General features: G+C 73.5%; 16 protein-coding genes. 2 read left to right on the plus strand and 14 right to left on the minus strand.

The window, feature by feature from the left end; translation table 11 throughout:
• Window position 1 precedes the first annotated feature (1 nt).
• From JOM49_RS30395 to JOM49_RS30410, 4 genes are read right to left on the minus strand one after another with little or no spacing between them, the layout of a single operon-like run.
• A complete protein-coding gene (locus JOM49_RS30395) occupies window positions 2–787 on the minus strand; it encodes an ESX secretion-associated protein EspG (RefSeq protein WP_209667610.1) in 786 nt (261 codons plus the stop codon).
• Window positions 784–1113 carry a hypothetical protein gene (locus tag JOM49_RS30400; RefSeq protein WP_209667611.1) on the minus strand — a complete coding sequence of 110 codons (330 nt, stop codon included), beginning with the start codon at window positions 1111–1113 and terminating at the stop codon, window positions 784–786. Before JOM49_RS30400 ends, JOM49_RS30395 begins: the two co-directional genes overlap by 4 nt.
• 26 nt (window positions 1114–1139) lie before the next feature.
• Window positions 1140–2309: a WXG100 family type VII secretion target gene (locus tag JOM49_RS30405; RefSeq protein WP_209667612.1), complete on the minus strand. Its 1170-nt coding sequence runs from the start codon at window positions 2307–2309 to the stop codon at window positions 1140–1142.
• 38 nt (window positions 2310–2347) lie between these two features.
• Window positions 2348–5170, minus strand: a complete 2823-nt coding sequence (locus JOM49_RS30410) for an AfsR/SARP family transcriptional regulator (protein ID WP_209667613.1) — start codon at window positions 5168–5170, stop codon at window positions 2348–2350.
• A gap of 151 nt (window positions 5171–5321) precedes the next feature.
• Here JOM49_RS30410 and JOM49_RS30415 point away from each other — a divergent pair, with 151 nt between their 5' ends.
• Together JOM49_RS30415 and JOM49_RS30420 are read left to right on the plus strand one after the other, a co-directional pair.
• Window positions 5322–5705 carry a tautomerase family protein gene (locus JOM49_RS30415; RefSeq protein WP_209667614.1) on the plus strand — a complete coding sequence of 128 codons (384 nt, stop codon included), beginning with the start codon at window positions 5322–5324 and terminating at the stop codon, window positions 5703–5705.
• Between the two features lie 128 nt (window positions 5706–5833).
• Window positions 5834–7636 (plus strand): glycoside hydrolase family 3 protein, encoded by a 1803-nt coding sequence (locus tag JOM49_RS30420; RefSeq protein WP_372444111.1) that lies wholly within the window; start codon window positions 5834–5836, stop codon window positions 7634–7636.
• A 12-nt stretch (window positions 7637–7648) separates the two neighbouring features.
• Here the strand turns inward: JOM49_RS30420 and JOM49_RS30425 are convergent, their stop codons facing one another.
• The 10 genes from JOM49_RS30425 to JOM49_RS30470 all read right to left on the minus strand — a co-directional run bounded on the left by JOM49_RS30425 (window position 7649) and on the right by JOM49_RS30470 (window position 25841).
• The gene (locus tag JOM49_RS30425; protein WP_209667615.1) at window positions 7649–8665 is read right to left on the minus strand and encodes a 3-deoxy-7-phosphoheptulonate synthase; all 1017 of its coding nucleotides are present in this window, start codon (window positions 8663–8665) and stop codon (window positions 7649–7651) included.
• Window positions 8658–10064 (minus strand): DHA2 family efflux MFS transporter permease subunit, encoded by a 1407-nt coding sequence (locus tag JOM49_RS30430; protein ID WP_209667616.1) that lies wholly within the window; start codon window positions 10062–10064, stop codon window positions 8658–8660. The genes JOM49_RS30425 and JOM49_RS30430 overlap by 8 nt, the downstream gene beginning before the upstream one ends.
• Window positions 10061–20161, minus strand: a complete 10101-nt coding sequence (locus JOM49_RS30435) for a non-ribosomal peptide synthetase (protein WP_209667617.1) — start codon at window positions 20159–20161, stop codon at window positions 10061–10063. The genes JOM49_RS30430 and JOM49_RS30435 overlap by 4 nt, the downstream gene beginning before the upstream one ends.
• Before the next feature lie 47 nt (window positions 20162–20208).
• Window positions 20209–20985: an ABC transporter ATP-binding protein gene (locus JOM49_RS30440; protein ID WP_209667618.1), complete on the minus strand. Its 777-nt coding sequence runs from the start codon at window positions 20983–20985 to the stop codon at window positions 20209–20211.
• Window positions 20982–22004: a FecCD family ABC transporter permease gene (locus JOM49_RS30445; protein ID WP_209667619.1), complete on the minus strand. Its 1023-nt coding sequence runs from the start codon at window positions 22002–22004 to the stop codon at window positions 20982–20984. The genes JOM49_RS30440 and JOM49_RS30445 overlap by 4 nt, the downstream gene beginning before the upstream one ends.
• Complete coding sequence (locus JOM49_RS30450; protein ID WP_209671779.1) at window positions 22001–22939, minus strand: FecCD family ABC transporter permease; 939 nt, start codon at window positions 22937–22939, stop codon at window positions 22001–22003. Before JOM49_RS30450 ends, JOM49_RS30445 begins: the two co-directional genes overlap by 4 nt.
• A gap of 59 nt (window positions 22940–22998) precedes the next feature.
• On the minus strand, window positions 22999–23997 hold the full coding sequence (locus tag JOM49_RS30455; protein ID WP_209667620.1) for an ABC transporter substrate-binding protein: 999 nt from the start codon (window positions 23995–23997) through the stop codon (window positions 22999–23001).
• 61 nt (window positions 23998–24058) lie between these two features.
• The gene (locus JOM49_RS30460; RefSeq protein ID WP_209667621.1) at window positions 24059–24940 is read right to left on the minus strand and encodes a siderophore-interacting protein; all 882 of its coding nucleotides are present in this window, start codon (window positions 24938–24940) and stop codon (window positions 24059–24061) included.
• Window positions 24937–25176, minus strand: coding sequence for a phosphopantetheine-binding protein (locus tag JOM49_RS30465; RefSeq protein WP_209667622.1), 240 nt, complete (start codon window positions 25174–25176; stop codon window positions 24937–24939). The genes JOM49_RS30460 and JOM49_RS30465 overlap by 4 nt, the downstream gene beginning before the upstream one ends.
• Entirely contained in the window at window positions 25173–25841 is a 669-nt protein-coding gene (locus JOM49_RS30470; protein ID WP_209667623.1) for an isochorismatase family protein, read from the minus strand. Before JOM49_RS30470 ends, JOM49_RS30465 begins: the two co-directional genes overlap by 4 nt.
• Between the last annotated feature and the right edge of the window lie 3 nt (window positions 25842–25844).

Genomic DNA, 25844 nt, shown 5'->3' on the forward strand with positions numbered 1-25844 from the left:
TTCAGCGCGGGCTGCGCGCGATCGTCGCCAGTTCTTCGAGCGCGGAGCGCACCCCGGTCCGCCGCAACGGGTTCACGCTCACCCAGCCGTCGGTGGCGGCGTGCACCGCGACCCGGCCCCTCGGACCGTCCAACCAGGACAGTTCGCTCCCGGCCCGCGCCCCGCGCCGGGTCGCGCCGAGCTGGCCGAGGCCGTGCACCGGCACCACCAGCCCGACCAGGCTGTCCAGCGCGGCCGGGTCACCGCCGTGGTCGCGGAAGAGGTCCCGCAGTTCCTGTTCGCCCGGCTCGCCGGGCCACCGCGTCGCCGCGGTCACCGCACCGGCGGGCAGCGTGATCGGCATGGACACCGGCGCCGCCACCTCGGGCACCTGCTTCAGCAGTTCGGCGGCCAGCGCGGCGTCGTGGACCCGCCGCACGCCGACCGTGCCCGCCGGGTCGTCGTCCAGCACCTGGCGGCACAGCAGCACCGACTCCCGGTACACCAGCGCGACCACGCCGATCACCCGCTCGCCGGTGAGCACCAGGTCGAGGGTGCCGCGGTGCTCCCGCAGCGCGGTGACCACCTCGGCGGCCATGCCCATCGGCCCGGACTCCCCGGCCAGGCCACGCCGGTACAGCGTCTCCCCGGCCACGGCGAGCAGGATCTCGCGCTCCCCGGCGAGCCGCCCGAACGAGGGCACCCGCAACGGGAACGGCAGCGGCACCCCGGCGTGCGCGGACAGCAGGTCGAGTTCGACGAGTCCGAAGTGGACGGACTCGGTGGTTTCTTCGACGGCCAGTGTCATGCGCCGGGCCCCTCCGCGGACCGCAGCGCCCGCGTGTGGTCGGCTTCCGCGTCGGTGAACCGGTTGACCGTGGCGTGCAGCGCCCGGTGGTAGTCGTTCAGCTTGCCGTCGGCGGCGCTGACCGCGCCCGAGAGCCCCGATTCGCCTGCCGCCTCACGCAGGCGCCTGGCCAGGTGCAGCGCCGGCGGCGCGGTGCCCAGTCGCGGCAGCTGCCCGGCCAGCCGGTTCGCCGAGGACACCAGGCCGGTGGTCCGGTCGCCGAGCGCGGCGAGCGCGGCCACCTGTGCGGTCAGTTCCTGCGGCTCGACCTGGAACCCGGAAGTCACGGTCGCCTCCTGTTCTCGCGAGGGGTTCACAGCCCGATGACCGGGCTGCTGGTCCGCTCTTCGACGGCGAAGAGCTGCTGGTCGATGGTCGGCATGCGGTTCGTGTGCGCCTCGTCCTCGGCGCCCTGCCCGCGCCCGCCACCGGCACCGCCGGGCAGCATGCCGCCCGAGTTCGCGCCGCGGCCGCCCAGCAGCCCGGACATCGCGCCACCCCGGCCCGCCGTCCCGCGGCCCAGCACGCCACCGCCGGTGGTGGCACCGGATTCGACCGGCACCGAACCGACCAGCTGACTCCACGGCAGGCCACCGCCGCTGCCGACGGCGCTGCCACCCGCCAGACCGGCACCGGCGAACCCCGCCGCGGTCGTCCCGCTGGTCATGCTGCTCCCCAGCCCCGCGTCCCCGGCGGCTCCGCCCGCGCCCGGCGTGATCGCCTGGCTGCTGTCCAGCAGGCTCGTCTCGTAGCGCTGCATCACGTGCACCGCCTGCGCCTTCTGCTCGGCCGCCGCCGCGCTGGCGAGGAAGTAGCTCGCGCCACCGGCGGCCACGGCACCGATCGCCGCGCCCATCAGCGCGCCCGGCCCGGCACCCACCCCACCGGCTCCCGCGCCGACCACCGCCCCGATGGCCGCGCCCGCGCCCGCTCCGGCGGCCGCACCGGCCAGGCCCGCGCCGAGGGGGTCGTCGGCGGGTGGTGGCATGGTGTTCCGCGCGACGGCGAGTGCGTCACCGGCGTCCTGCGTGGCGCCCTGCACGGTGGTCGCGCGCGAACCGATGTCCGAGCTCGTGTCACCCAGTTCGGTGAGCCGGTTCGCGGCCACGTCCGCCGCGCCGCCGGTCCAGTTCGACTCCAGGGTGCCGCGCTGCCCCCGCAGCGCGTCGCCGTGCTCGGACAGTTCGCTGCCGTGCCGCCCCCACTCGGCCGCCATCGAGCTGACCTCGCCGACATCGGCGTTGTCCCACACCATCCCGTACAGCTCGTGGTGCGTATAGGCGTTCCAGTTCGTGCCATCGGGCGGGATGGGCGAACCGAAGTAGCCCTCCCACACGTTGCGCAGGGCGTCCACCACCGGCTGCGCCAGCGCCCCCGCGGGCCCCGCCTCGCCGAGCACGGCCGTGGCGGCGGCCGCCAGCTCCTGCACCCCGGCCGAGGCCTGGTCGATCAGGGTGCCGTCATCACCCGAGTTGTCGCTCATGCTCTTCTTCCGTCCCCGCCGTGCCGATGGGGACGAAGTTAGGGGTGGGCGATGAAATTCTGGTGTAATGCCGATCGCGCCCGGTGTTCGCGCAGGTCCACCGCCCGGCGGGTGGCCGCGAGGCGGTCGCGGATCTCGTTCTCCAGCCGGGCGTAGGTCTGCTCGGTGAGCTGGCCGAGCGCCCGCTGGTGCAGTTCCAGCGCCAGCTCCAGTTCGCCGAGTTCCTCCTCGGCCGTGCCGCGCCGGGTCAGGCAGCTGGCGTAGAGGATGCGGTCGGAGACCTCCGCCGCCCCTTCGGCACCCTGGCGCAGGCAGGCCGCCGCCTCGGCGAAGTTCCCCATCGCCAGGTGGACCGAGCCCGCGTAACAGAGGGTCCTCGCCACCACGACCGGGTTGCCGATCTTCTCCGCCACCACCCGCGAGCGCGCCAGGTAGCCGAGGGCTTCGTCGTGCCTGCCGTTGAGGTGGTGCAGATAACCGAGGGTGGACAGGACCCGCTCCAGCAGCCAGTCGTCCTCGTACTCGACGGCCGCGGTCATCGCCTCGGTCAACCCGGCCGTCGCGTCGGCGAACCGCCCGTCCAGCACGTCGAGCGTGCCGAGCCAGCCCACCGCCCTGGCCCGATCGCGGCCGTCACCGGTGTGCTCGCTGATCCGCAGCGCCTCGGTGAACCAGTCGCGTGCCTGGTCGTAGTAGCCCGGCATGGCGTGCGCGTACCCGAGGTGGAGCCGCACCGTGGACGGCATCCGCCGGTCGCTCGCCTCGCTCGCCAGCGGCAGGACCAGCCGGATCGCCGTGCGGCACTCCTCGTAGCGGGCGAGCCGGATGAGGTAGTCGACCGCGCTCTCGGCGAGCCAGCAGGCCTGGTCGGCCCGCCCCGCGCGGACCGCGTAGGCGACCACGTCGCTGAGGTCACCGGCCTGGTCGAGCCAGGCGGTCGCGTCCCGCCAGCCGGTGAACGGCACGCCCGCCGGCTCCGGCCCGCCGGGAAAACCCGCGAGGCCGCATTCGCCGGCGTGGCGCCCGGCCCCGATGTAGAGGTTCAGCACGCCGTCCATCGCGGCTTCGACGACTCCGGCGGGTTCTTCGGCCGCCAGGCGGCGCGCGTACACCGCGACCAGGTCGTGCAGCCGGTAGCGGCCGGGCGCCGGTTGCTGCAGCAGGCTGGTGTCCACCAGGCTTTCCAGCGCGTGCTCGGCGTCCGCCGCCGGCGCGCCGAGCAGCGCGGCCAGCACCAGCCGGTCCAGCACCGGGGTCGGGGACAGCCCGAGCATGCGGAACGCCCGCTGCTCGAACGGGGCGAGCTGCTCGTAGGACAACCGGAACGCGGCCTCGACGCTGCGGTCCTCGGCGGTCAGCTCGCCGAGCCTGCTGCCGTCGTCGGCCAGCCGCGACACCAGGTACTCGAAGGTCCACATCGGACGGTTCTGCAGCCGGGCCCCGGCGATCCGCAGGGCGAGCGGCAACCGGCCGCACAGCCGGGCCAGCTCGCGCACCGCCTCCTGCTCGCGGCCCGCGCGAGCGCCGCCGACGATGCGGTTCAGCAACTGCTGCGCCTGCTCGAGGTCCAAGGGGCCCAGGGAAACCCGGCGGTCGGCGTCGAGCCCGGCCAGCCGCCGCCTGCTGGTCACCAGCACCCGGCTGCCCGGCCCGGCGGGCAGCAGCGGCCGCACCTGCTCGGCACCGGCGGCGTCGTCGAGCACCAGGACCAGGCGCAGCGCGGCGGTCGCCGACCGCCAGTGCGCCGAAAGCTCGTCGAGATCGTCCAGCGTGCGGCTGTCGTCCTCGCCGACGGCCCGCAGCAGCCGCCGGAGCACGCGGGTCGACGCCAGCGCCGTCTGTCCTTCGCTGTGCCCGTGCAGGTCGACGAACAGGCAGCCGTCGGGGCACTGTTCGCGCAGCGACTGCGCGGCCCGCACCACCAACGCCGTCTTCCCGGCTCCGGCCACGCCGTCCACCGCGGCGATGGTCACCGCCTCGCGCTTGACCGGCGCGGTGAGCACGGCGAGTTCCCGGTCCCGCCCGGCGAGTTCCCCAGCGTCGAGCGGGAGTTCCACGCGCGTCCGGCGGTCGGCGGGTTCACGCCGGGCGGTCGGGCCGAGCAACGCGTCGTCCCCGCGCAGGATCGCCTGGTACACCTGCTGCACCTCGGTGTCCGGCTCCATGCCGAGTTCTTCGACCAGCCGGTGCCGCAGCCTGCCGAACACCTCCAGCGCCTCGGCCCGCCTGCCACCGGCGTAGTAGGCACGCATCAGCAACGCGGCCAACGTCTCGTTGCGCGGGTGCGCGGCGGTCAGGCCGGACAGTTCGGCGATCGCCTCGGGGTACTCGCCGAGCCGCAGCTGCCAGTCGACCTTTTCCTGTGCCAGCACGATCCGGCGTTCGGTCAGGCGCCACCGCTCCCCCTCGGCGAAGGGGCCGGGCAGGCCGTCCAGCGGCTCGCCTTCGAACAGGGCCAGCGCTTCCGCGTGCGCCCGCACCGCGGCGGCCAGGTCACCGTCACGCCCGGCTTCGGTGCCTTCGGCGGCGATTTCCTCCAGCCGCAAGGCATCCAGCGAGATGCCGTCACCGGCGAAGCGGTAGCCGCCGCGGTCGCTGGCGATCACCGCGTCCGCGTCGACACCGGCGGCGTGCAGGCACCGGCGCAGGCGGAAGATGTAGCCGGGCACCACTTTCGCGCCGGTGCCGGGTGGTTCGTCGCCCCACACGCGGTCGAGCAGTTCCCGTTTGCTGAAGGTGACCCCCGGGCGCAGCAGCAACGCGGCGAGCAACGCCTGCTGGCGCACCGGGCCGAGGTCCAGGGCCTCTTCGCCGTACCACGCCCGCAGCGGGCCGAGCACGGCGAACCGCAGCCCGGTCACCGGACAGCGCCTGGCCCGGTTGCACGCCGGCTCCCCACCGTTGGCATGCGCCGAGTATATGACCTACGCGCCGTAGGTATCAGACTCCAGGTAGGTACTGCCGTTCGGTCACGGCCTTGATTCTGTACCTACTAGTATGTACGGTTCGGGCATGCCACTGGTTCGCATCGACGCCCTGCACGCCACCCCCGAACGGCTCGGCGCGCTCGGCCGCGCCGTGCACGAAGCCCTCCAGGAGACCGTGGACATCCCACCCGACGACCACTTCCAGATCCTGACCAGCCACGACGGCACCACCGGCCGGCTGCGTTACGACGACTTCCTCGGCATTCACCGGGACGAGGGCATCGCCTACATCTCGATCACCCTGCGTGCCGGGCGCACCCCCGCGCAGAAGAAGGCGCTGTACCGCCGGATCGCCGAGCTGGCCGGGGAGTACGCCGGTACCGAGCCGGGGAACGTGTTCGTGGCGCTCACCGAGAACGAGCCGATCGACTGGTCGTTCGGCCACGGCGAGGCCCAGTACGCGAACTGATCCGCACACGGCCGATTGACTCCCCCGGTGCCCCGGTTGTAGTTTGCCGAAATTGGACCAGACCAATATGTGCTGGGGGCACCTGGTTTCGTTCCGGCCTGCCCTCGGCCGAAAAGGAAGAGGTCAACGTGCCTGAAGGGCATCCGGGGAGTCGTTCCACCACCAGGCGGGCGTTCGCGGCGTCGTGCGCCGGCCTGCTGGGCGCCACCCTGCTCGCGGTTCCGGCCCTCGCGTCGGAAGCCGGTGTCAGCGCGGAAAGCGCGCTGCGCGGCATGTCGCTGGAGCAGAAGATCGGCCAGTTGTTCGTGGTCTCCGTCTACGGCAAGTCGGCGGGCGAGGCCAACGAGAACAACCAGGAGATGTACGGCGTCGCCACGCCCGCGGAGGTCGTGCGCAAGCACCACGTCGGCGGGGTCATCTACTTCAACAACGACGACGCGGACAACGTCGACGGTCCCGCGCAGCTGGCCCGGCTCTCGAACGGCCTGCAGCGTGCGGCGCTTTCGTCGGGCGCGCACGTCCCGCTGATCGTCTCGATCGACCAGGAAGGCGGGCAGACCACCAGGATCAGCGCGCCGGCCACCGAATACCCCAGCAGCATGGCGCTCGGCGCGGGCCGCTCCGCCGAGGACGCGAAGAAGCTCGCCCAGATCAACGGCCGTGAGCTGCGGGCGATGGGGATCAACCAGAACTTCGCCCCGGTGGCGGACGTGAACTCCAACCCGCTCAACCCGGTGATCGGCACCCGGTCGTTCTCCTCGCGGCCGGGGCTGAGCAGCGAACTGGTGGCCGCCGAGGTCCACGGCTACCAGGACGCGGGCAGGCGTACCGAGACCGTCTCCACCTCGGCCAAGCACTTCCCCGGCCACGGGGACGCGGCCACCGACAGCCACACCGGGCTGCCGATCATCAACCGCACCGAGGCCGACTGGCGCGAGATCGACCTGCCGCCGTTCCAGGCCGCCATCGCCGAGGGCGCGGACTCGATCATGAGCGCGCACATCGCGATGCCCAGCCTCGACCCGTCGGGCGCACCGGCGACGCTGTCCAAGCCGATCATGACCGGGCTCCTGCGTGAGGAACTGGGCTACAACGGCGTGGTCGTCACCGACGCGCTGCGGATGGACGCGATCCGCAAGCTGTACCCCGACGCGGAGGCACCCGTGCTCGCCATCGAGGCGGGCGTGGACCAGATGCTGCTGCCGCCGGACTTCGGCGCCGCGGTCAAGGGCGTGTCGGACGCGGTGCACAGCGGCAGGCTCACCGAGGACCGCATCGACCAGAGCGTGTTGCGGATCCTCAAGCTGAAGTTCAAGCGCGGCATCCTCGCCAAGCCGCTGGTCGACGAGCGGGCCGTCGGCAAGATCGTCGGCAGCAAGGCCCACCGCGACACCATCGCGAAGATCTCCGCCAAGACCACCACGGTCCTGCGCGACGACGCCGGGCTGCTGCCGCTGAAGAAGCCGGGCAAGGTGCTGGTCACCGGCTGGACCAAGGCGGACTTCCCGGGCTACCCGGCGGATCCGGTCACCTCGCTGGCCGGTGCGCTCCACGGCACCGCGGTGCCCACCGGCGAGAACCCGGCCCAGGCGGACGTCGACAAGGCGGTCGCCGCGACGAAGGGCGCGGACACCGTGGTCGTGCTCGCCAACGGCCTGCGGACGAGCCCGGCGCAGGTCTCGCTGCTCAAGAGCATCCAGGCGACCGGGAAACCGGTGGTCGCGGTGTCCATCCAGGAGCCGTACGACCCCGCCTTCGCCGACGCCGCGACCTGGGTGGCCACCTACGACTGGCGCGACGTGTCCATGTCGACGCTGGCCGGGGTCCTGCGGGGCAAGCTCTCGCCGACCGGCAAGCTGCCGGTCGACCTCCCGGCCGCGGACGACCCGGCGAAGATCCTGTACCCGTTCGGGCACGGCCTGCGCTGGTGATCCCCTGAAGGACTAGGAGCCCTGGCGCCGCCGTCGCACGGCGGTGGCCAGGGTTTCCAGCAGCGGCAGCGTGCGGTCCCAGCTCAGGCAGGGGTCGGTGACGCTGAGGTCCGGCCGCAGCCGCCCGCCGGTGGCGGGCTGGTTGCCGTCGGACAGGTAGGACTCGAGCATCACGCCCGCCAGCGCGTTGTTGCCGTCGGCGATCTGGGTGGCCAGGTCGACGGCGACCGCGGGCTGGCGGTGGTGGTCCTTGCCGCTGTTGCCGTGCGAAGCGTCGACCACCACGCGCGGCGGCAGGCCCGCTTCGTGCAAAGTGGACAGTGCGGCGGCCACGCTCGCGGCGTCGTAGTTGGGCACCGGGCCACCCCGCAGCACCAGGTGCGCGGCGGGATTCCCGGCGCTGCGCAGGGTGGTCAGCCGCCCGTCCGCCGCGACACCGGGGAAGGTGTGCGGCAGCCCGGCGGCGCGGATCGCCTGCACGGCGGTGTCGAGCCGCCCGGAGACGCAGTTCTTCATCCCGACCGGCATCGGCAGCCACGAGGCCAGGTGCCGGTGGGGCTGGCTGGCCACCGTGCGCGCGCCGACCGCGGCCCAGCTGACCAGGTCGGCGACGTAGTGCGCGAGCAGCGGGTCGACGAACTCGTAGGCCAGCGGCAGCCCGGTGCCCGCCGCGTCGAGCAGGAACGAGCGGCCGAGGCGGATGCCGGTGCCGATGTCGCCCTTGCCGTCCAGGGTCGGGTCGGGCAGCAGCCCGGTCCAGCCCGACACCGTGCGCGGCTTTTCCAGGTAGGCGCGCAGGACGATGACCAGATCGTCGGAGAACCGTTCCGCGGCACCGGCGAGCAGCCGGGCGTAGTCGAGCGCGGCCGCCGGGTCGTGCACCGAGCACGGTCCGGCCACCACCAGCAGGCGCGGATCGCGCCGGGCGAGCACGGCGTCGATGGTGGCGCGGTGCCGGGCGACCGCCTGGGAGAGCGGGCGGGCACCGGTGACTTCGGCGGGTGTGGGCAGGGTGTCCTGATCAGGCATCCTGGGCATCCTTCTTTCGGGGAAGGCGGAGGGCACCGGCCGCGGCGACCAGCGCCAGGGCGAGCACCCACCAGAAGGTGTCGGCGAAGGCCGCCGGGAGATCGGTTCCGCGGGCCGTCAGGCGGTGCTGCAACACCACGGCCAGTGCCGCGGTGCCGATCGAGCCGCCGACGGTGTTGAGCAGGTTGAGCGCCCCGGCCGCGCGGGGCAGGTGGGCCGGGGCGATCCGGCGGTAGACCAGGGTCATCACCGGCGCGCCGATCATCGCCGCGCCGAAACCGCGCACCAGCAGGGAAAGCGCGATCACGAAGTCCGGCAGGCCCGGGCCGAGCTGGGTGAACGCGGCGGTGCCCGCGGCGACCAGCGCGATACCGGTGAGCACCAGCGTGCGTGGCGCGACCGCGTCGACCAGCCGGTTCACCAGCAGCGAACCGGCCAGCGCGCCGGCGCCCTGCGGGGCGAGCAGCAGCCCGGTTTCCCAGGCCGAGAGCCCTTCACCGGTCTGCAGGTACAGCGGGAGCAGGAACATCGTGCCGAACACCGAAGCGCCCAGCACCACCAGCGCCAGCGCCGCGACGCCGAACGGCGGCCGGGTGAACAGGCGCGGGTCGATCAGCGGGACGCGGCTGGTGCGCAGCCCGTGCAGGACGAAGCCCGCGAGCATCAGCGCCCCGGCGGCCACCGCGAGCACCGCCACCACTGTCGGCACCGCCTGCTCGTGCCCGATGCCGGTCAGCCCGAACACCAGCACGGCCAGGCCGGGCGAGAGCAGCGCGGCACCGCGGAAGTCGAACGGGACCCGCTCCCCCGCGGGCGGGGCCGCCGGCACGAACCGCCGGGCGAGCACGATCGCCACCAGCCCGATCGGCAGGTTGACGTAGAACAGCCACGGCCAGTCCGCGATGCCCAGGATCGAGCCGCCGAGCAGCGGGCCGAGCACCGGCGACAGCAGCGGGACCACGCCGACGATGCTGATCACGCGCCCGATGCGCTCGCGCCCGGCGGCGCGGGCGAGCAGCGCCTGCCCGGTCGGCGGCAGCAGTCCGCCCGCGAGCCCTTGCAGCACGCGGAAGGCGATCAGGCTCGGCAGCGACCACGCCAGCGCGCACAGCAGGGAGCCGAGCAGGAACCCGGCCACCGCGAGCAGCCAGGTCCGGCGGCCGCCGAACCGGTCGGCCAGCCAGCCCGACGCGGGCACCGCGGCGACCACCGCGAGCAAGTACGCCGTGCTGACCCACTGGATATCGGTGACCGGCGCGCCGAACTCCTCGGCCAGCGTCGAGACACCCACCGAGACGATGGTGCTGTCCAGCGTCGCCATGAACGTGCCCAGCACGAGCACGAAGGCGGTCCGCCACAGGGCCGCGCCGACCTCCGGCCGGGAATCCGTCGTGCTCACCACAGCTCCGCCACGTCGGCGTCGAACCGGCCGGGCAGCGCACGCAGCACGCGCACGAGTTCCGCCGCCAGGTCCGCGACCTCGTCCGCTTCGAACATCCCCGCCTGGCAGCCGAGCACGCCGGTCCAGCCGCCGTCCGCGGGCACCACGGTCAGCGTGACCGGGTGGTGCGTCCGCTCGCGGAACCGCGTGCCGGTGACGCTCAGGCCCGGCGCGGGTTCGGCCAGCTTCGCCGGATCGACCGGGTAGTTCTCGAAGACCACGAGGCTGTCGAACAACCGCGTGCGCCCGGTCAGCCGCTCCAGTTCGGGAAGACCGGCGTAGTGGTGCTCGACCATCGCCTGCTGGCGGGCCTGGAGGTCGGCCAGCGCGTCGGCGACCTTGCCCTGCCAGCGGGCGCGCACCGGCACCGTCCCGGCCAACAGCCCGATGATCTCCTCCACGCCCGCCACCTCGGCGGTGCGCCCAGAGACCATCGCGCCGAAGCAGACGTCACGGCGGCCGGAACGGTTCGCCAGCACCGCGGCCCAGGCACCTTGCAGCAGCGTGTTGGCGGTGAGCCCGCGCTGCGCGCCCGCCTTCGTCAGCTCCTCGACCACGGAGGCGTCGACCTCGAACAACGCGGGTTCGGCGGCGCCCCGGGTGTCGGGCCGCCCGTGCACGAGGTAGTCGCCCTCGGGCAGGCCGTCGAGTTCGGCACGCCACACCCGCAGTTCCGCCGCCTCGTCGCGGTTGGCCCGCCACTCGAGGTACCGGGCGAACGGCACGGGCTCCGGCAGCGAAGCCCCGCCGTACAGGGCGAACAGCTCGGTCAGGATGCGCGGCGCGGACCAGCCGTCGGAGAGCACGTGGTGGCTGGTCAGCACGAACTCGTGGCGCCGAGGGCCGTGCCGGAGCACGGTCAGCCGCAGCGGTGGCCCCGCCGCCAGGTCGAACGGCTCGGCCAGCTCGGCGTCCAGCAACGAGGCCACACTGTCCGAAGAGGACACATCGAGCACGCGGAACCCCGGCCGCGGATCGGCCGGGAGCACCTGCACGTCCAGTCCGGGCGGGAACACCGCGCCCAGGTTCGGGTGCCGCCGCAGCAGTTCCGCCCCGGCGGCCCGCAGCGCGTCCACGTCGAGCGGCCCGGACAGCGAGAACGCCGCCTGCACCGGATAGGTGGCTGCCTCGTCTCGCATCACCCGCTGCATCGGGGTCAGTGGCAGCACGTCGGCCACCGCGTGCTCCGCTTCGAGCGCGTCGATGGCGGGCTGGTCCAGTTCGACCAGCGGCAGGTCGGACGGGGTCAGCCCGGCGCCGGCGCGGACCCGCGGGTCGCCCGCGATCCGTTCCACCGCCTGGCGCAGGTGCTCGGCGAGGTCCGCGATCTCGGCTTCGGTGAACAACGCCGACGGCCAGGTGAAGCGGATGCCCAGTGCTTCGTCGCGGGCGAGCGCGTTGATCATCAGCGCGTACGGCAGCGGCAGGTCGTCGCCGCCCCCGGAGCCGAGCGGATCGGCGTCCGGCGGCGCCTGCCACACGCCCTCGGCCCGGTCCGGGAACCGGCCGAGGTAGTTCCAGCTGATCTCCGGGTCGGCCGCGGGCAGTTCGTCACGCAGGATGCCGTAGCCGAGGCCGTCCCCCGCGGCCCGCAGGTGTTCCTTCACCGACTTCAGCGCCCGCGCGGTGTCGCCGTCGGGCAGCGTGATCCGCGCCGGGTGCACGGCGGTGAACCAGCCGACCGTCTGCGACAGGTCACCCGTACCGGCGCGGCCGTGGCTTTCCAGCGCGACGACCACCTCCGGCGCGCCACCGCGCCACGCGCCGACCGCTTCGGCGAGCGCGGTCAGCAGCACCGTGTCCGGGGTCGTCCGGTACGCCGAAGGCAACGTGGTGAGCACGGCCCGCGTGGTTTCCGGATCGAGCTGGAGCAACCGGTGGACGGCCGTGGCGGCGGTGTCCCTCGCCGGATCCAGCGACTTTTTCGCCAGCGGCTTGGCCGGGACTTCGGTGACTTCCCGCCAGTGCGGCAGTTCCGCACGGCGGTCCGCGCCCCGCAGTTCCTTTGCCCAGCCCAGGAACGATTGCCCGTGCCGGGCGAGCGGCCCGCCGGTGCGGTGCAGGTGCTCGAGGTCGTCGAGCAGGATGCGCCACGACACCGCGTCGACCACGATGTGGTGCGCGACCAGGGCGAGCCTGCCGAGGCGCCCGGGTCCCGCGTCGATCCAGATCGCCCGCAGCAGCGGCCCGGTCCGCAGGTCCATCCGGGCCCTGGCTTCGGCGATGTGCGTGTCGGTCAGCGCACGCAGGTCGCCGGACTCCCCCGCCCGCACGTGTTCGAGCACGTCGGCTCCGGTGACCGCGCCGGCTTCGGGGATGCGCAAGGCGTCCTCGACCAGGTGCGCGCGGAGTACGTCGTGCCGGGCGAGCACGGCGTCGAAGATGCCCTGCCAGCTCGCCACATCGCCACCGGCGGGCACGCACACCTCGACCCACTGGCAGAACCCGTCGGCGGACTCGGGGCTCCGGCGCAGCAGGTCACGCATGATCGGCGTCAGCGGCGCGTCACCGACAGCCGGTGCCTCGGCGGGTTTCCCGGCGGAACCACCGCAGCGGGCGGCGATCCCGGCGACCGTCCGGCCCTCGAAGACATCGCGGGCGGTCAGCGTCAAACCCTCGCGCCGGGCCCGCGAAACCACGCGCAGCGACACGATGCTGTCGCCGCCGACGTCGAGGAACGCGTCGTCCAGGTTGACCTCGTCGGTACCCAGCACCTCGCGGAACACACGCAGCAGCACCGATTCCGCCTCGGTGGCCGGTTCCCGCGCGGGCGTGACCGCCCTGGCTTCGGGGGCGGGCAGCGCGGCCCGGTCGAGCTTCCCGCTGGGGCCGAGCGGCAGGCGGTCCAGGGTCACCAGCGCCGCGGGCACCATGTGCTCGGGCAGTTCCGCGCCCAGGAACTCGCGCACTTCGGCCGGATCGGGCTGAGCACCATCGGCGGGGATGACATAGCCGACGAGCCGCCCTTCGCGGACGATCACCGCGCACGCGCGGACCTGCGGGTGCCTGGACAACGCGGTCTCGATCTCGCCCAGCTCGATCCGGAAACCGCGGATCTTCACCTGGTGATCGGCGCGGCCGAGGAACACCAGATTGCCGTCCGGCCGCCACCGCACCAGATCCCCGGTCCGATACATGCGTTCGCCCGGGGGGCCGTACGGATCCGCCAGGAACCGTTCCGCGGTCAGGCCGGGACGGTTCACGTACCCGCGTGCGAGCTTCGGACCGGCCAGGTACAGCTCGCCGGTGACCCCGACGCCGACCGGCTGGAGGCCGCTGTCGAGCACGTAGGCCCGCACCTCGGGATCCGGGCGGCCGATCGGCAGCGGGCCGGGGTCGTCGCGGTCGTAGTGCCAGGTGACCGAGTTGATCGTCACCTCGGTGGGCCCGTAGGCGTTGAACAGCGCCCGCCGGTCACCCCAGCGCCGCGCCAGTTCCGGGTCGAGGCGTTCGGCGCCGACCACGAAGAACACGTCCGGGTCGACCGTCCGGTCGTCCGGCATGGCGGCCAGGAACGACGGCAGCAGGTTCACCCCGGTCACGCGGTGCTCGACGATGTAGTCCAGCAGCTCGTCCCCGGGCACACGCACTTCGGCGGGCGCGATCACCGAGGTGCCGCCGGAGAGCAGCGGCAGCATGAACTGCCAGAACGCCACGTCGAAACTGGTCGAGGCGAAGTGCAGGTACCGCTCCTGCGCCCCGATCTCGGTGTTGATGCCGACGACGTCCTCCTGCAGCGCCACCAGGCTCGGCACGCCGCGGTGCGGGACCGCCACGCCCTTCGGCTTCCCGGTGGTGCCGGAGGTGTAGATGACGTAGGCGATCGAGTCCGGCGTCTGGTCCGCGCGCGCGTGCGCCGGGTCTTCGTCCCAAGTGGACGGTCCGATCGCCGCCGGGTCCACCACCGGCAGGTCGCCGAAGGCGTGCTCGTCGGTGGAGACCATCGCCGCCGGGGTGATGTCGCCGAGCATGTACGCCAGCCGTTCCGCCGGGTAGTCCGGGTCCATCGGCACGTACACCGCGCCCGCCTTGAGCACGCCGAACAACGCGACCACCATCTCGACGTCGCGGTCGAGCAGCACGGCGACCGGGTCCTGCGGGCGCACCCCGCGGTCGAGCAGGGCGTGCGCGAGCTGGTTCGCCCGGCGGTCCAGTTCGCGGTAGGACAGGCTCCTGCCGCGGCAGACCACCGCTTCCGCGTCCGGGGTGCGGTCCACCCACACGCCGAACTCCTCGAGGCAGCCGCCGCGGGCACGCCGGGGCGCGTCGCCTTCGCCGAGCCGCAGCATGCGGTCGTGTTCCTCGGCGTCGAGCGCCCGCAGCCGCCCCACCGGCCGGTCCGGGTCGCCGACGATCTCGTGCAGCAGGTTCCGCAGCCAGCGGCCGTAGGACCGCACGGTCGCCTCGTCGAAGGCGTGCGGCTGGTAACCGAGGCCGAGCACGATCTCGGTTTCGGGGATCACGATGACGGTCAGCGGGTAGTGCGTCGCGTCGGTGATGTCCACGCCCACCAGGTCCAGCCCGGGCGCCAGGGTGGCGCGGTTCCGGCTGGAGAGCGGGAAGTTCTCCATCACCAGCATGGTGTCGAACAGTTCGCCGATCCCGGCCGCGCGCTGGATGTCCGGCAGCCCGGCGTGGTGGTGCTCGGCGAGCCGGACGCTGTCCTCGTGCACCCTGGCGAGCAGCCCGGCCGCGGTTTCGCCCGGCTCGAACCGGACGCGCACCGGGATCGTGGTGCCCAGCTGGCCGATGGTGGTCTCCACCCCGTCGACCTCGGCGGGACGCCCGGAGACCGGGCAGCCGAAGAGCACGTCGTGCCGTCCGGTGAGCTTGCCCAGCAGCACCCCCCAGGCCGCCTGGAACACCGTGGTCGGCGTGACGCCCCTGGCCCGCGCGAACGCCCGCAGCCGTTCGCTGAACTCCTCGCCCAGCCCGATCCGCACCCGCTCCGGGCGATCCACAGTGGACTCGGCACCGGCCGGGGCGAGGTGCGTACCTTCGTCCACTCCGGACAGTGCGTCCCGCCAGGTCGCCAGCGCCACGTCCTGGTCGCGCGAGGCCAGCCAGCGGTGGTACTCGGCGAGCGAAGGCGCGACGGGCGCGGCCGGGCCGCCGCCGAGTTCGGCGTAGGTGGCCAGCAGGGTGCGCCCGACCAGCGGCATCGACCAGCCGTCGAGCAGCGCGTGGTGGTTGGTGATGACCAGGCGGTGGACCCCGGACCCCATGGTGCACAACAGGAACCGGATCAGCGGTGGCTCGTTCGGGTCGAACGGGCGCTCCAGCTCGGCCCGGCAGTGCGCGGCGAGCAGGTCCTCGCGGTCGGCCCGCGCCGAGAGGTCTTCGTGCCGCCAGTCCAGGCTGACTCCGGCGGGCACCACCTGGACGACCTCACCGGCGGCCGTGGTGTGCAGGTGGACGCGCAGCGCGGGGTGGCGGCGCAGGAGTTCCGCGGCGGCGGCCCGCATCCGCTCCGGGTCCAGTTCGCCTTCGAGCAGGGTTTTCGCCTGCACGACGTAGACATCGGTGTCCTGCTCGCCGCGGACCAGCGTGTGGAAGGAAAGCCCGGCTTGCAGCGAGGTCGCGGGCAGCACGTCGGCGACCGGGCCCCGGCGCTCCAGCGCGTCGATGGCGGACTGGTCGAGCTGGACGTAGGGCAGGTCCGACGGGGTGAGCCCGCCGCGCCCGGCGTGCGCGACCAGCGTCACCAGGGCGGCTTCCCAGGCCCGCTGCAATTCGGCCACGGTCGCGCGCGGCAGTACCCGGCTCGCGGCCGTCCATTCGACGGCCAACCGGGGCTTGTCGCCTTCGTGCACGAAGCAGTTGAGCGCGAGCACCTGTTCCAGTGCCTTCGCCGGTGGTTCGACCACCGAGAACGCGTCCTGCTCGGGCAGGCGCCAGCCCGTGCCCGACTGCGCCGAGAACCGGCCGAGGTAGTTGAGCAGCACGTCCGGCGGCGGGGTCGCGCCGAACTCCTCGCGGGTGAGCGGGTCGAGGTGACGCAGCACGCCGTAGCCGGTACCGCCGCCGGGCACCGCGCGCTTGGCCTCCTTGACCGCGCGCAGCAGGGCGGCCGGGTCACCGGCGGCGGGCAGGCGCAGCGGGTACTCGCTGGTGAACCAGCCGACCGTGCGGGCGAGGTCGGTCCCGGCCTGCTCGCGGCCGTGGCCCTCCACGGTGACGGTGACCGAGCCGGTCTCGCGCCACGACCGCAGTGCCAGCACGAGCGCGGTGAGCAGCACTTCGTCCACGCCCGCGCGGTAGGCGGCGGGCAGCGTGGTCAGCACCGCTTCGGTGACCTCCGGCGAGGCGATCGTGGTCGACCGCTCGGCGGTGGCGGCGGTGTCGACCGCCTTGTCGAGCGGGCGCGCGCCGAGCCGGAAGTCGTCGAACGTGTCGCGCCAGTGGTCCAGTTCGCCCCGGCGGGCGCCGGTTTCGCCCTCTTCGGCGAGCAGCAGCGCGTGCCGCCGCCAGGACGTGCCCACCGGTTCGAGCGTGCCGCCGGTGCAGGCCGCGTGCAGGTCGGGCAGCAGCACCCGCCAGGACACGCCGTCCATCACGAGGTGGTGCACCACGACGACCAGCCGGTCCGGCTCGCCGGCGCCGGCGCGGATCAGGGCCAGGCGCACCAGTTCGCCCGCCTCGGGATCGAGCGCGGCGGCCAGTTCCGCGGCCACCTCGGCGACCTCGGCCGGTCCGTCGAGTTCGGCCACGAGCGGCGACGCGCTGCCGCGGGGGCGCACGACCAGCCGGCCACCCGGCTCCACCTTCAGGCGCAGCGCGTCGTGGTGGTCGAGGACCGTGCGCAGGCCGTCGTGCAGCCGGGACAGGTCCAGGTGGTCGTCGAGCCGCAGCGCGGTCCACTGGGCGTAACCGGCCACCGCGGCGAGATCCGGGTGCGGGGTGAGCAGCGCCCGCACGATCGGCGGCGCGGGAACCGGGCCGGTCGGCTCGTCGGGCACCTGCTCCGGGGTGCCGCCGAGGTCCCCGATGGCGGCGGCCAGCGCGGCGAAACTCCGGCGTGCCAGGAGATCCCGGGGTCGCAGTTCCAGTCCGCGGGCCCGCAGGCGGCTGCTCACACTGATCGCGGTGATGCTGTCGCCGCCGAGGGCGAAGAAGTCGTCGTCCACGCCGACGCTGTCCGCGCCGACCACCTCGGCGATGGTCTCGCACAGCAGCCGCTCGCGTTCGGTGCTCGGCGCGCGGCCGCTGCTCGTCACGCGTGGCGCGGGCAGGGCGGCGCGGTCGAGCTTGCCGTTGATCGTCACCGGGAGCTCGTCCAGCACCACGACGACCGCGGGCACCAGGTGGTCCGGCAGGCGTTCGGCGAGCGTGGCGCGCACCCGCTCCGGGGTGATCGTGGCACCGGCGGCGGGCACGACGTACCCGATCAGCCGGGAGGTGTGCACGGCCGCGGCCGCCGCGCTCACCCCCGGCACCGCACCCAGCGCGGCCTCGGCCTCGCCGAGTTCCACGCGGTGGCCCCGGATCTTGAGCTGACCGTCACGCCGCCCGAGGTATTCGAGCCCGCGCTCCGGAGACCAGCGCGCGAGATCGCCTGTCCGGTACATCCTGGCGCCGGGTTCGCCCAGTGGATCCGCGACGAACCGTTCCGCGGTGAGCCCCGGCTGGCCCGCGTACCCGCGCGCCAGGTGCGGGCCGGTCACGTACAGCTCCCCGGCCGCACCCTCCGGAACCGGGCGCAAAGCGTTGTCCAGCAGGTAGATCCGCGTACCGGGCACCGGGAAACCGATGGTCGGCTCGCTACCGGTGAGCAGCGCGCTCGTACTGTCCACAGTGGTCTCCGTGGGCCCGTACATGTTGCGCGCGGTGACCCCGGACGCGACCACGCGCTCCCACAACGCCGGCGGGGTCGCCTCCCCGCCCAGCACCAGCAGGGTGAGCGGGTGCCGCGTCAGCAGCCCGCCGTCCACCAGCGGGGCGGCCATCGACGGCGTGGTGTCCAGCACGTCGATCCGGTCGCGGACGCAGGCGGCCAGCAGCTCGTCGGCGTCCTTGGTCACCTCGGTGCCGTATAGGTGCAGTTCGTGGCCGCACAGCAACCACAGCAACTGGTCCAGCGCGGAGTCGAAGGCGAACGAATAGGTGTGCGCGACACGCAGCCGCCTGCCCGCGGCCCGTTCCGCGCCGGCGACGGTGGTGTGCCGGTGCCGGTGCACCAGCTCCGCCAGGCCGCCCGCGCGGCACAGCACGCCCTTCGGCCGTCCCGTGGAGCCGGAGGTGAAGATGACGTAGGCCAGGTCGTCGGGGTGCCTCGGCACGGACAGCGGTTCGCCGGAGAACGAAGCCAGCTCCGGGGCGTCCGGCCGCAGGGCGTTGTCGAACGACTCCTTCGTCACCACGAGCACAGCGCCGGACTCGGCGATCAGCTCACGCAGGCGCTCGGGCGGATGTTCGGTGTCCAGCGGCAGGAAGGCGGCTCCGGCGTCGAGCACCGCCAGCAACGCCACCACCAGGTCCACCGAGCGCGGCAGCGCGAGCGCGACCACGTCGTCGGTGCCCACTCCCCTGGCGCGCAACGCCCTGGCGAGCCGGTGCACGCGTGCGACCAGTTCGTCGGTGGTCAGCCGGTCGTCGCCGTGCACCAGCGCGGTCTGTCCGGAGTGGACGGTCGTCAGCTCGGCCAGCAGCCCGGCGACGTCCAGCGGTTCACCGGGCACCGCGGGGGTGGTCCAGGCGTCGAGCAGTTCCCGCCGTTCGGCCGGGCCGACCAGATCGACCTGGCCGATCCGCGGCTCGTCCGGCCCGGTCAGCGTGGTGAGCAGCGTCCGCAGCGCGGTCAGCTGGCGTTCCACCCCGGCCTGGTCGTGGGTCCGCGCGTCGACCTCGAAACCCAGCAGCAGGCCGCCTTCGCCATGTGGGAGCACGCTCAGCCCCATGTCCTCCGGCGGGCCGCCCGCGACGTTGCGCATCACCCCGGTGGCTCCGGCGAACTCGATGGCCAGGTCGAACGCCTTGAGGTTGATGCCGCGCCCGTGCAGCAGCGCTCCCGCGCCCGGCACGGCCAGGTCCTGCGGCAGGTTCTCCCCGCGGTAGCGCTGGTGCCTGCGCATCTCGCGCAGCGCGCCCGCGATCCGGGCGGTCAGCTCGCCCAGGCGGTCCTCACCGCGCACCTCGACCCGCAGCGGCAGCACGTTCACCGCCATGGCCGGGGTCCGCAGCGCCGAACCCGTGCGGCACATCAACGGCATCGCGAACACCACGTCGGTGCGGCCGAGCACGCGGTGCAGGAACGCGGCGTAACCGGCGATCAGCGCCTCGCCCCAGGTGGTGCCCGCCCGTTCGGCGAGCACGCGCAACCGCTCCACGTCGGACGCCGGGAGCACCGCCCGTGCGGTGACCGTGCGCTCCGGCAGCCCGGTCGCCGTGGTCGCGTCGTCGAGGTCCGGCAACGGGGTGAAGCGGTCGCGCCAGTACTGCCGGTCCTGTTCGGCCCGCTCGCTTTCGCGGTAGGCGCGGTCGGCTTCCACCACGTCGGCGAAGCGCCCGAACGCGGGCGGCGGAGGCGGATCCCCCTGCACCAGCGCGGTGTAGTGCGCGCCGGTGCGGCGGGCGAGCATCGCCGCGGTGTAGCCGTCGAACACCAGGTGGTGGCCGAGCTGGGTGAACCACACCCGGCGGTCGCCGAGCCGCAGGACGGTGTGCGAGAACAGCGGGCGCCCGGTCATCTCGCGGCACGCCCGCGCGGCCCGGTGCCGTTCGGCCTCGACGAACGCGTGCGCGGCGGCGACCGGATCGCCTTCCCCGCTCAGGTCCACGATCTCCGGCAGCGGCACGGGTTCGGCCGAGATCGTCTGCCGCGGCCCGTCCGGCGTATCCAGGACACGCAGCCGCAGGCTCTCGGCTTCCTCGGTGGTGCGGCGGATCGCCTCGGCGATCAGCCGCGCGTCGACCGGTTCCGGCCCGTCCACCTCCACCACGTCGCCGACCAGGTAGTACGGCGAGTCCGGTTCCAGCCGCTGCGCGTTCCAGATGCCCAGCTGGGCGCTGGTCAGCTCGAGGACGGCGGTCTCGGGATCGGCGTGGGCAGTGCTCAACTCGCGCTCCTGGGGGAATTCGGGGGTGGTCGGGCCGCGCGGACTCCTCAGAGCGCGGGCACCACCATCGGCGTGCCGGTCACCGGATCGGGCACCACGATGCTCGGCAGGTCGAAGACCTCCTTGAGCAGCGCCGCGTCCACGATGTCGGGCGGGGTGCCCTCGGCGACCACGCGGCCGTCCTTCATGGCGATCAGGTGATCGGCGTAGCGGCAGGCCTGGTTGATGTCGTGCAGCACGGCGATCACCGTGCGGCCCCGGTCTCGCAGGTCGGCCAGCAGCGCCAGCAACTGGTACTGGTGGGCGATGTCGAGGAACGAGGTGGGCTCGTCGAGCAGCAGGTAGGGCGTCTGCTGGGCGAGCACCACGGCCATCCACACCCGCTGCCGCTGCCCGCCGGAGAGCTCCTGCACCGGCCGGTCGGCCAGCAGGGTGACCCCGGCCGCCTCCATCGCCTCCGAGACGGCTTCGGCGTCCTCTTCCGACCAGGTGGAGAACAGCGACTGGTGCGGGAAGCGGCCGCGCGCGACCAGCTGCCGCACCCGGATGTCCTCGGGCGCGACCGGGTCCTGCGGCAGGAACCCGAGCGAGCGCGCGAGCGCCTTGGTCGGGTACGAGCCGACTTCGCGGTCGTCGAGCAGCACCTGGCCCTCGGCGGGCTTGAGCAGCCGGACGAAGGCCCGCAGCAGCGTGGACTTGCCGCAGGCGTTGGGCCCGACGATCGCGGTCAGCGCGCCGTCGGGCACGTCGAGGGAGAGCCGGGTCGACACGACCCGGTCCCCGTAGCCGAGGGTCAGATCCCTCGCGGTCAGGCGCGCGGTCACGCTCGCCGCACCTCCTTGGTGAGCAGCCAGATCAGGTAGCAGCCGCCGATCGCGGTGCTGATCACGCCGACGGGCAGCGCGACCGGGGCCAGCAGCACCTGCGCCAGCAGGTCGGCGGCCAGCAGCAGCACGGCCCCGGTCAGCGCGGCCGGGAGCAGCGGGACGCCGGGCGCGCGCGCCAGCCGCCTGCCGATCTGCGGCGCGGCCAGCGCGATGAACGCGATCGGCCCGGCCACCGCGGTGACCGTGGCGGTGCAGCCGACGCCGATCAGCACCAGCTGCAGGCGCAGCCGTTCCAGGCCGACGCCGGTGGTGACCGCCATCGAGCTGCCGAGTGAGGCCTGGTGCAGCGACTGCGCCCGCAGGGCCAGTACCACCAGCAGCACGAGGATGATCACGAACGGCAGGCGCAGGTCGTCCCAGCCCACGCCGTTCAGCGAACCGGCGTTCCACCCGACCGCGGCGATGGCGACCTCGAGTTCGGCACGCAGGACGATCCACGAGTTGAACGCGGTCAGCATGGCGTTGACGGCGATGCCGATGACCACCAGCCGCAGCCCGGACAGCCCGCCGCCGAGCGAGAGCAGGTAGACCGCGGCCGCGGTGACCACCCCGCCGATCACCGAGCTGAGCGCCAGCTGCCCCGGCGAGCCGGACAGCACGGTGATCGCCACCAGCGCGCCGGTGTAGGCACCGGCGTCCAGGCCGATCACGTCGGGGCTGCCCAGCGGGTTGCGGGTGATGTTCTGGAAGATCGCGCCGGCCACGCCGAGCGCGGCGCCGAAGATGACCGCGGCGAGCACGCGCGGCAGCCGCCAGTCGCGGATGACCACGTTGGCGCCACCCCTGGCCCCGCTCAGCGCTTCGAACACCTTCGCCGGGCTGGCCCAGTTGGCGCCGTAGCAGAGTCCGAGCAGGCCGAGACCGGCGATCAGCAGCAGCATCACCGCGCTCAGCACGAGGATCCGGCGGTCCACCCGGAACGAGACGCGCCCGCGGCGCAGGACGAGCGCGCTCACAGCGGCGCCGCCCCGTACCTGCGGACCGCCCAGATCAGCACCGGGCCGCCGACGAAGGCGGTGACGATGGCGACCGGCACCTCACCGGTCGGCAGCAGCACCCGCGAGCCCATGTCGGAGACCAGCAGCACGATCGGGCCGAGCACCGCGGAGAAGGCGGTCAGCCAGGGCACCGAACCGGCGGCCAGGCGGCGGGCCACGTGCGGCACCATCAGCCCGACGAACAGGATCGGCCCGGCGATCGCGGTGGCCGCCCCGGCGAGCAGGGTGATCAGCGCCAGCGCGGCGAAGCGGACCTTCACCACGTTCGCGCCGAGCGTGCGGGCCACCGCCTCGCCGAGCGCGACGGCGTTGAGCTGTTTGCCCACCAGCAGCGCGCCCAGCACGCCCACGCCGATGACCACCAGCGGGAGCAGCAGCGGCGCCTGCTCACGACCGGCCAGCGAGCCGATCGACCAGAAGCGGTACACGTCGAACACCTCGGGGTCCAGCAGCCGCAGGCCCAGCCCGAGACCGGTGAGCACGAAGGTCAGCGCGGTGCCGGTGAGCACCAGGCGCAGCGGAGAGTGCCTGCCCACCGAGTACACGAGCGCGGAGGCGAGCAGCGCGCCGACCACGGCGAGCCCCAGTTCCCCGGCGGCACCGGAGATCCCGAGCGCGACGCCGACGGTGATCGAGAAGCCCGCGCCCGAGGTCACCCCGAGCACACCGGGCTCGGCGAGCGGGTTGCGGGACAGCGCCTGCACCAGCGCCCCGGACACGCCGAGCGCGGCACCGGCGGCGATCGCCAGCACCGCCCGCGGCAGGCGGACGTCCCGGACGATCAGGTGGTCGGGGTTCGTCCCGTCGGCGGCGCCGAACAGCGCCCGCACGACCTCTGCGGGGGCGATGCCGTGGGCCCCGACACCGAGGCTGAGCACCGCCACCACCGCCATCGCGGCCAGGGCGGCGATGAGCAGCCCCGGCCGCGTGCCGGATTCGCGGAGGGTGAGCGTCACGGGTTCAGCAGCGGCGCGAAAGCCTCGTCGACCGCGTCGAGCGTCTTCATCGCCGCGCGGTAGGTGGCCGCCTCGGTGTAGCGCAGCGGGAAGGCCTTGCCCGCCTTGACCGCGGGCAGGTTCTTCCACAGCTCCGAGTCGAGCACGTACTTGACCGGCGGCGGCACCGAGCCGTCGGCGGCGACCGAGTAGGTGAGCACGTCGGCCTCGGTGTAGGCCGCGGCCAGCTCCTCGATCGACGGGTACTCGCTGACGTCCTTGGAGCCGCCGCCCTTGACCTTGACCTGGCCGTAGTAGTTGGCCCCCGCGTCCTGCGCGATGTTGGTGCCCCAGGACCCGTTGAACTCGCGCTGGAAGTTGCCCTTGGCGACCTCGCCGTACGCGCCGACGTGGGCGAGCTTGAGCTGCGGCAGCACCCCGGCGTACTTCTCGGCGATCTTCGCGGCCTTGGCCTGGTACTCGTCGCGGGTGGCGTCGAAGGTGGCCAGCGCGCCGGCCGCGTCGGCCTGCTTGCGGGACAGGTCGCGCCACATCGACGGCACCGACGGGCCGATCGCGACGACCGGCGCGATGGCTTCGAGCCGCTTGACGTCGATGTCGGCCAGCACCGGCTTCGGCACGCCGATCACGATCAGGTCCGGCTCGGCCTGGGCGATGGCCTCGTAGTTGGTCTCGGCCGCCTGCTCACCGGCCACCTTCGCCAGGCCGTCGTACTTCGCGCGGTCCTCCGGGGTCATCAGCGGGAGCCCGCGCTGCCAGGTCGAGATGCCCACCAGCGGCGCGTTCGCCTCCAGCAGCGCGGGCACCGCGTACCCGGTGGCCACCACGCGCTTCGGCGAGACCGGGATGGTGATCTGGCCGTTGTCGGCGGCGAAGACGCGGGTTTCCGCCGCGGCGGCACCGGGTTCCTCGGCACCACCCGAGCCGCAGCCCGCGGCCACGGCGAGGGCGAGCACCAGCGCGCCGGCGATTCGGGAGGTTCTGGCGATGGACATGTTGTTCCTCGGGGTTGCGGTGTGCGAAGGGGGTTGCTGTGGGGCAGAAGGAGTTCGGGGATCAGTGGTGTTCGTGCTGGTGTTCGTGCTGGTGGTCGTGCTCGTCGTCGAAGTCGGCGACGCCGCGCTTCCAGTAGCCGGTGATGTCGTGGTCGCCGCGGTCGAGCCGCAGTTCGTCACGCACCCAGCGGCGCAGCGGCTTGAGCACGCCAGCCTCACCCGCCAGCCAGACGTAGAGCCGTTCACCCTCGGGCACGCGGACCGCGCGCACGGCCTTCTCCAGCACGTCGCTGGTCCCGGCGGGTGCGCCACCGCGGTGCAGCCAGTGCACCTCGACGTCCTCCGGTGGGTGCAGCTCGATCTGCTCACGCTCGTCGGCGACCTCGATGAACGCCCAGCCCGCCGCCGTGCGCGGCAGTTCTTCGAGCCACCGGGCGATGGCGGGCAGCGCGGTGAGGTCACCGGCGAGCAGGTAGCGGTCGTAGTTGTGCGGCACGATCAGCCCGCCCGGCGGACCGGCCACGTGGGCGACCTCGCCCGGCCGCACCGACCGGGCCCAGTCCGCGCCCAGTCCGCCGTCGTGCAGCGCGACGTCGAGGTCGAGCTCACCGGTGACCGGGTCGTAGCGGCGGACGGTGTACTCACGCGAGGTCGGCGACGGCCGGGGCCAGCGCAGCATGTCGCCGTCGGGTTCCGGCAGCCGCAGCGTGCCGTCCGCCTCCGGGAAGATCAGCTTCACGTGCTCGTCGGGCGAGTGCGCCTCGAACCCGGCGGTCCCCGGGCCACCGAGGGTGACGCGAATCAGCCCGGCGCCGACCTTGCTGGTGCGCAGCACCTCGGCCTCGCGGATGCGGATCGGGTACGGCACCTTCTCCGCGGTCGTGCCCGCGCGGACCTCGGCGATCCGCTCGCGGTACCGGCGCCGCTGCTCAGCGCGGCTCACGCGCGTTCCCCGGCCAGCACGGCCGTCCAGTGCCCCAGCTGCGGCTGCTCGGCCAGGTCGGCGAACTCCACCGTGACGCCCGCCGCGCGCCAGCGTTCGATCAGGCCCATGATCCGGATCGAGTCGAGGCCGAGGTCGAGCAGATCGGCGTCGGGGGTCAGTTCGGCCTCGTCGCAGCCGATCAGGCCGGCCACGTCGGCGCGGATCTGCTCGGCGGTCAAGCCGGTGGTGCTCATCGTCGGGCTCCAGCGGGGATCGGCGCCGACAACGCGGACAGCGCGCCGGCGGTGGTGGTGACGACGCCGCAGCGCTGCGCGACGTACTCGCACGCCTGGTCGTGGAACTCGCGGGAGAAGTCCGCGACCGCGTCGGCGACGAAGAACGGCCGGACGTCGCGCATGAACGCCTCGACCGCGGTGGCCTGGCAGCCGATGTGCGCGTACACGCCGGTGATCAGCAGCTGGTCACGGCCGAGTCCGGCGAGCTGCTCGGTGAAGGTGCTGCGCTGGAAGGCGCTGTAGCGCCACTTGGTCAGCACGGTGTCCGAGGGCGCGGGGGCCAGCTCGTCGACGATGTCCGCGGCCCGCGGGTCGTCGTCGATGACCGCGCCGATGCCGTCACCCCAGAACTCGGTCAGCAGCCCGCGGTCGGCGGCGGCCTGGCGGCCCGGCTGCGCGGTGTAGAACACCGGCACGCCCGCCTGCCGCGCCGCCGCGATCAGCGCGGCGATGTTGGCGACCATCTCCGGGATCGGCGCACCTTCGTACGGCGCCAGGAAGTACCGCTGCGCGTCGTGCACCAGCAGCGCCGCCCTGGCCGGGTCGGGCCGCCAGTCGACGCGGCCGGACGGCAGCTCGGCCGCGGTGGGCAGCGGATAGGAATCGATCTTCGGCAGGGACACGCT

The organism is Amycolatopsis magusensis (assembly GCF_017875555.1).
Taxonomy (GTDB): Bacteria; Actinomycetota; Actinomycetes; order Mycobacteriales; family Pseudonocardiaceae; genus Amycolatopsis; species Amycolatopsis magusensis.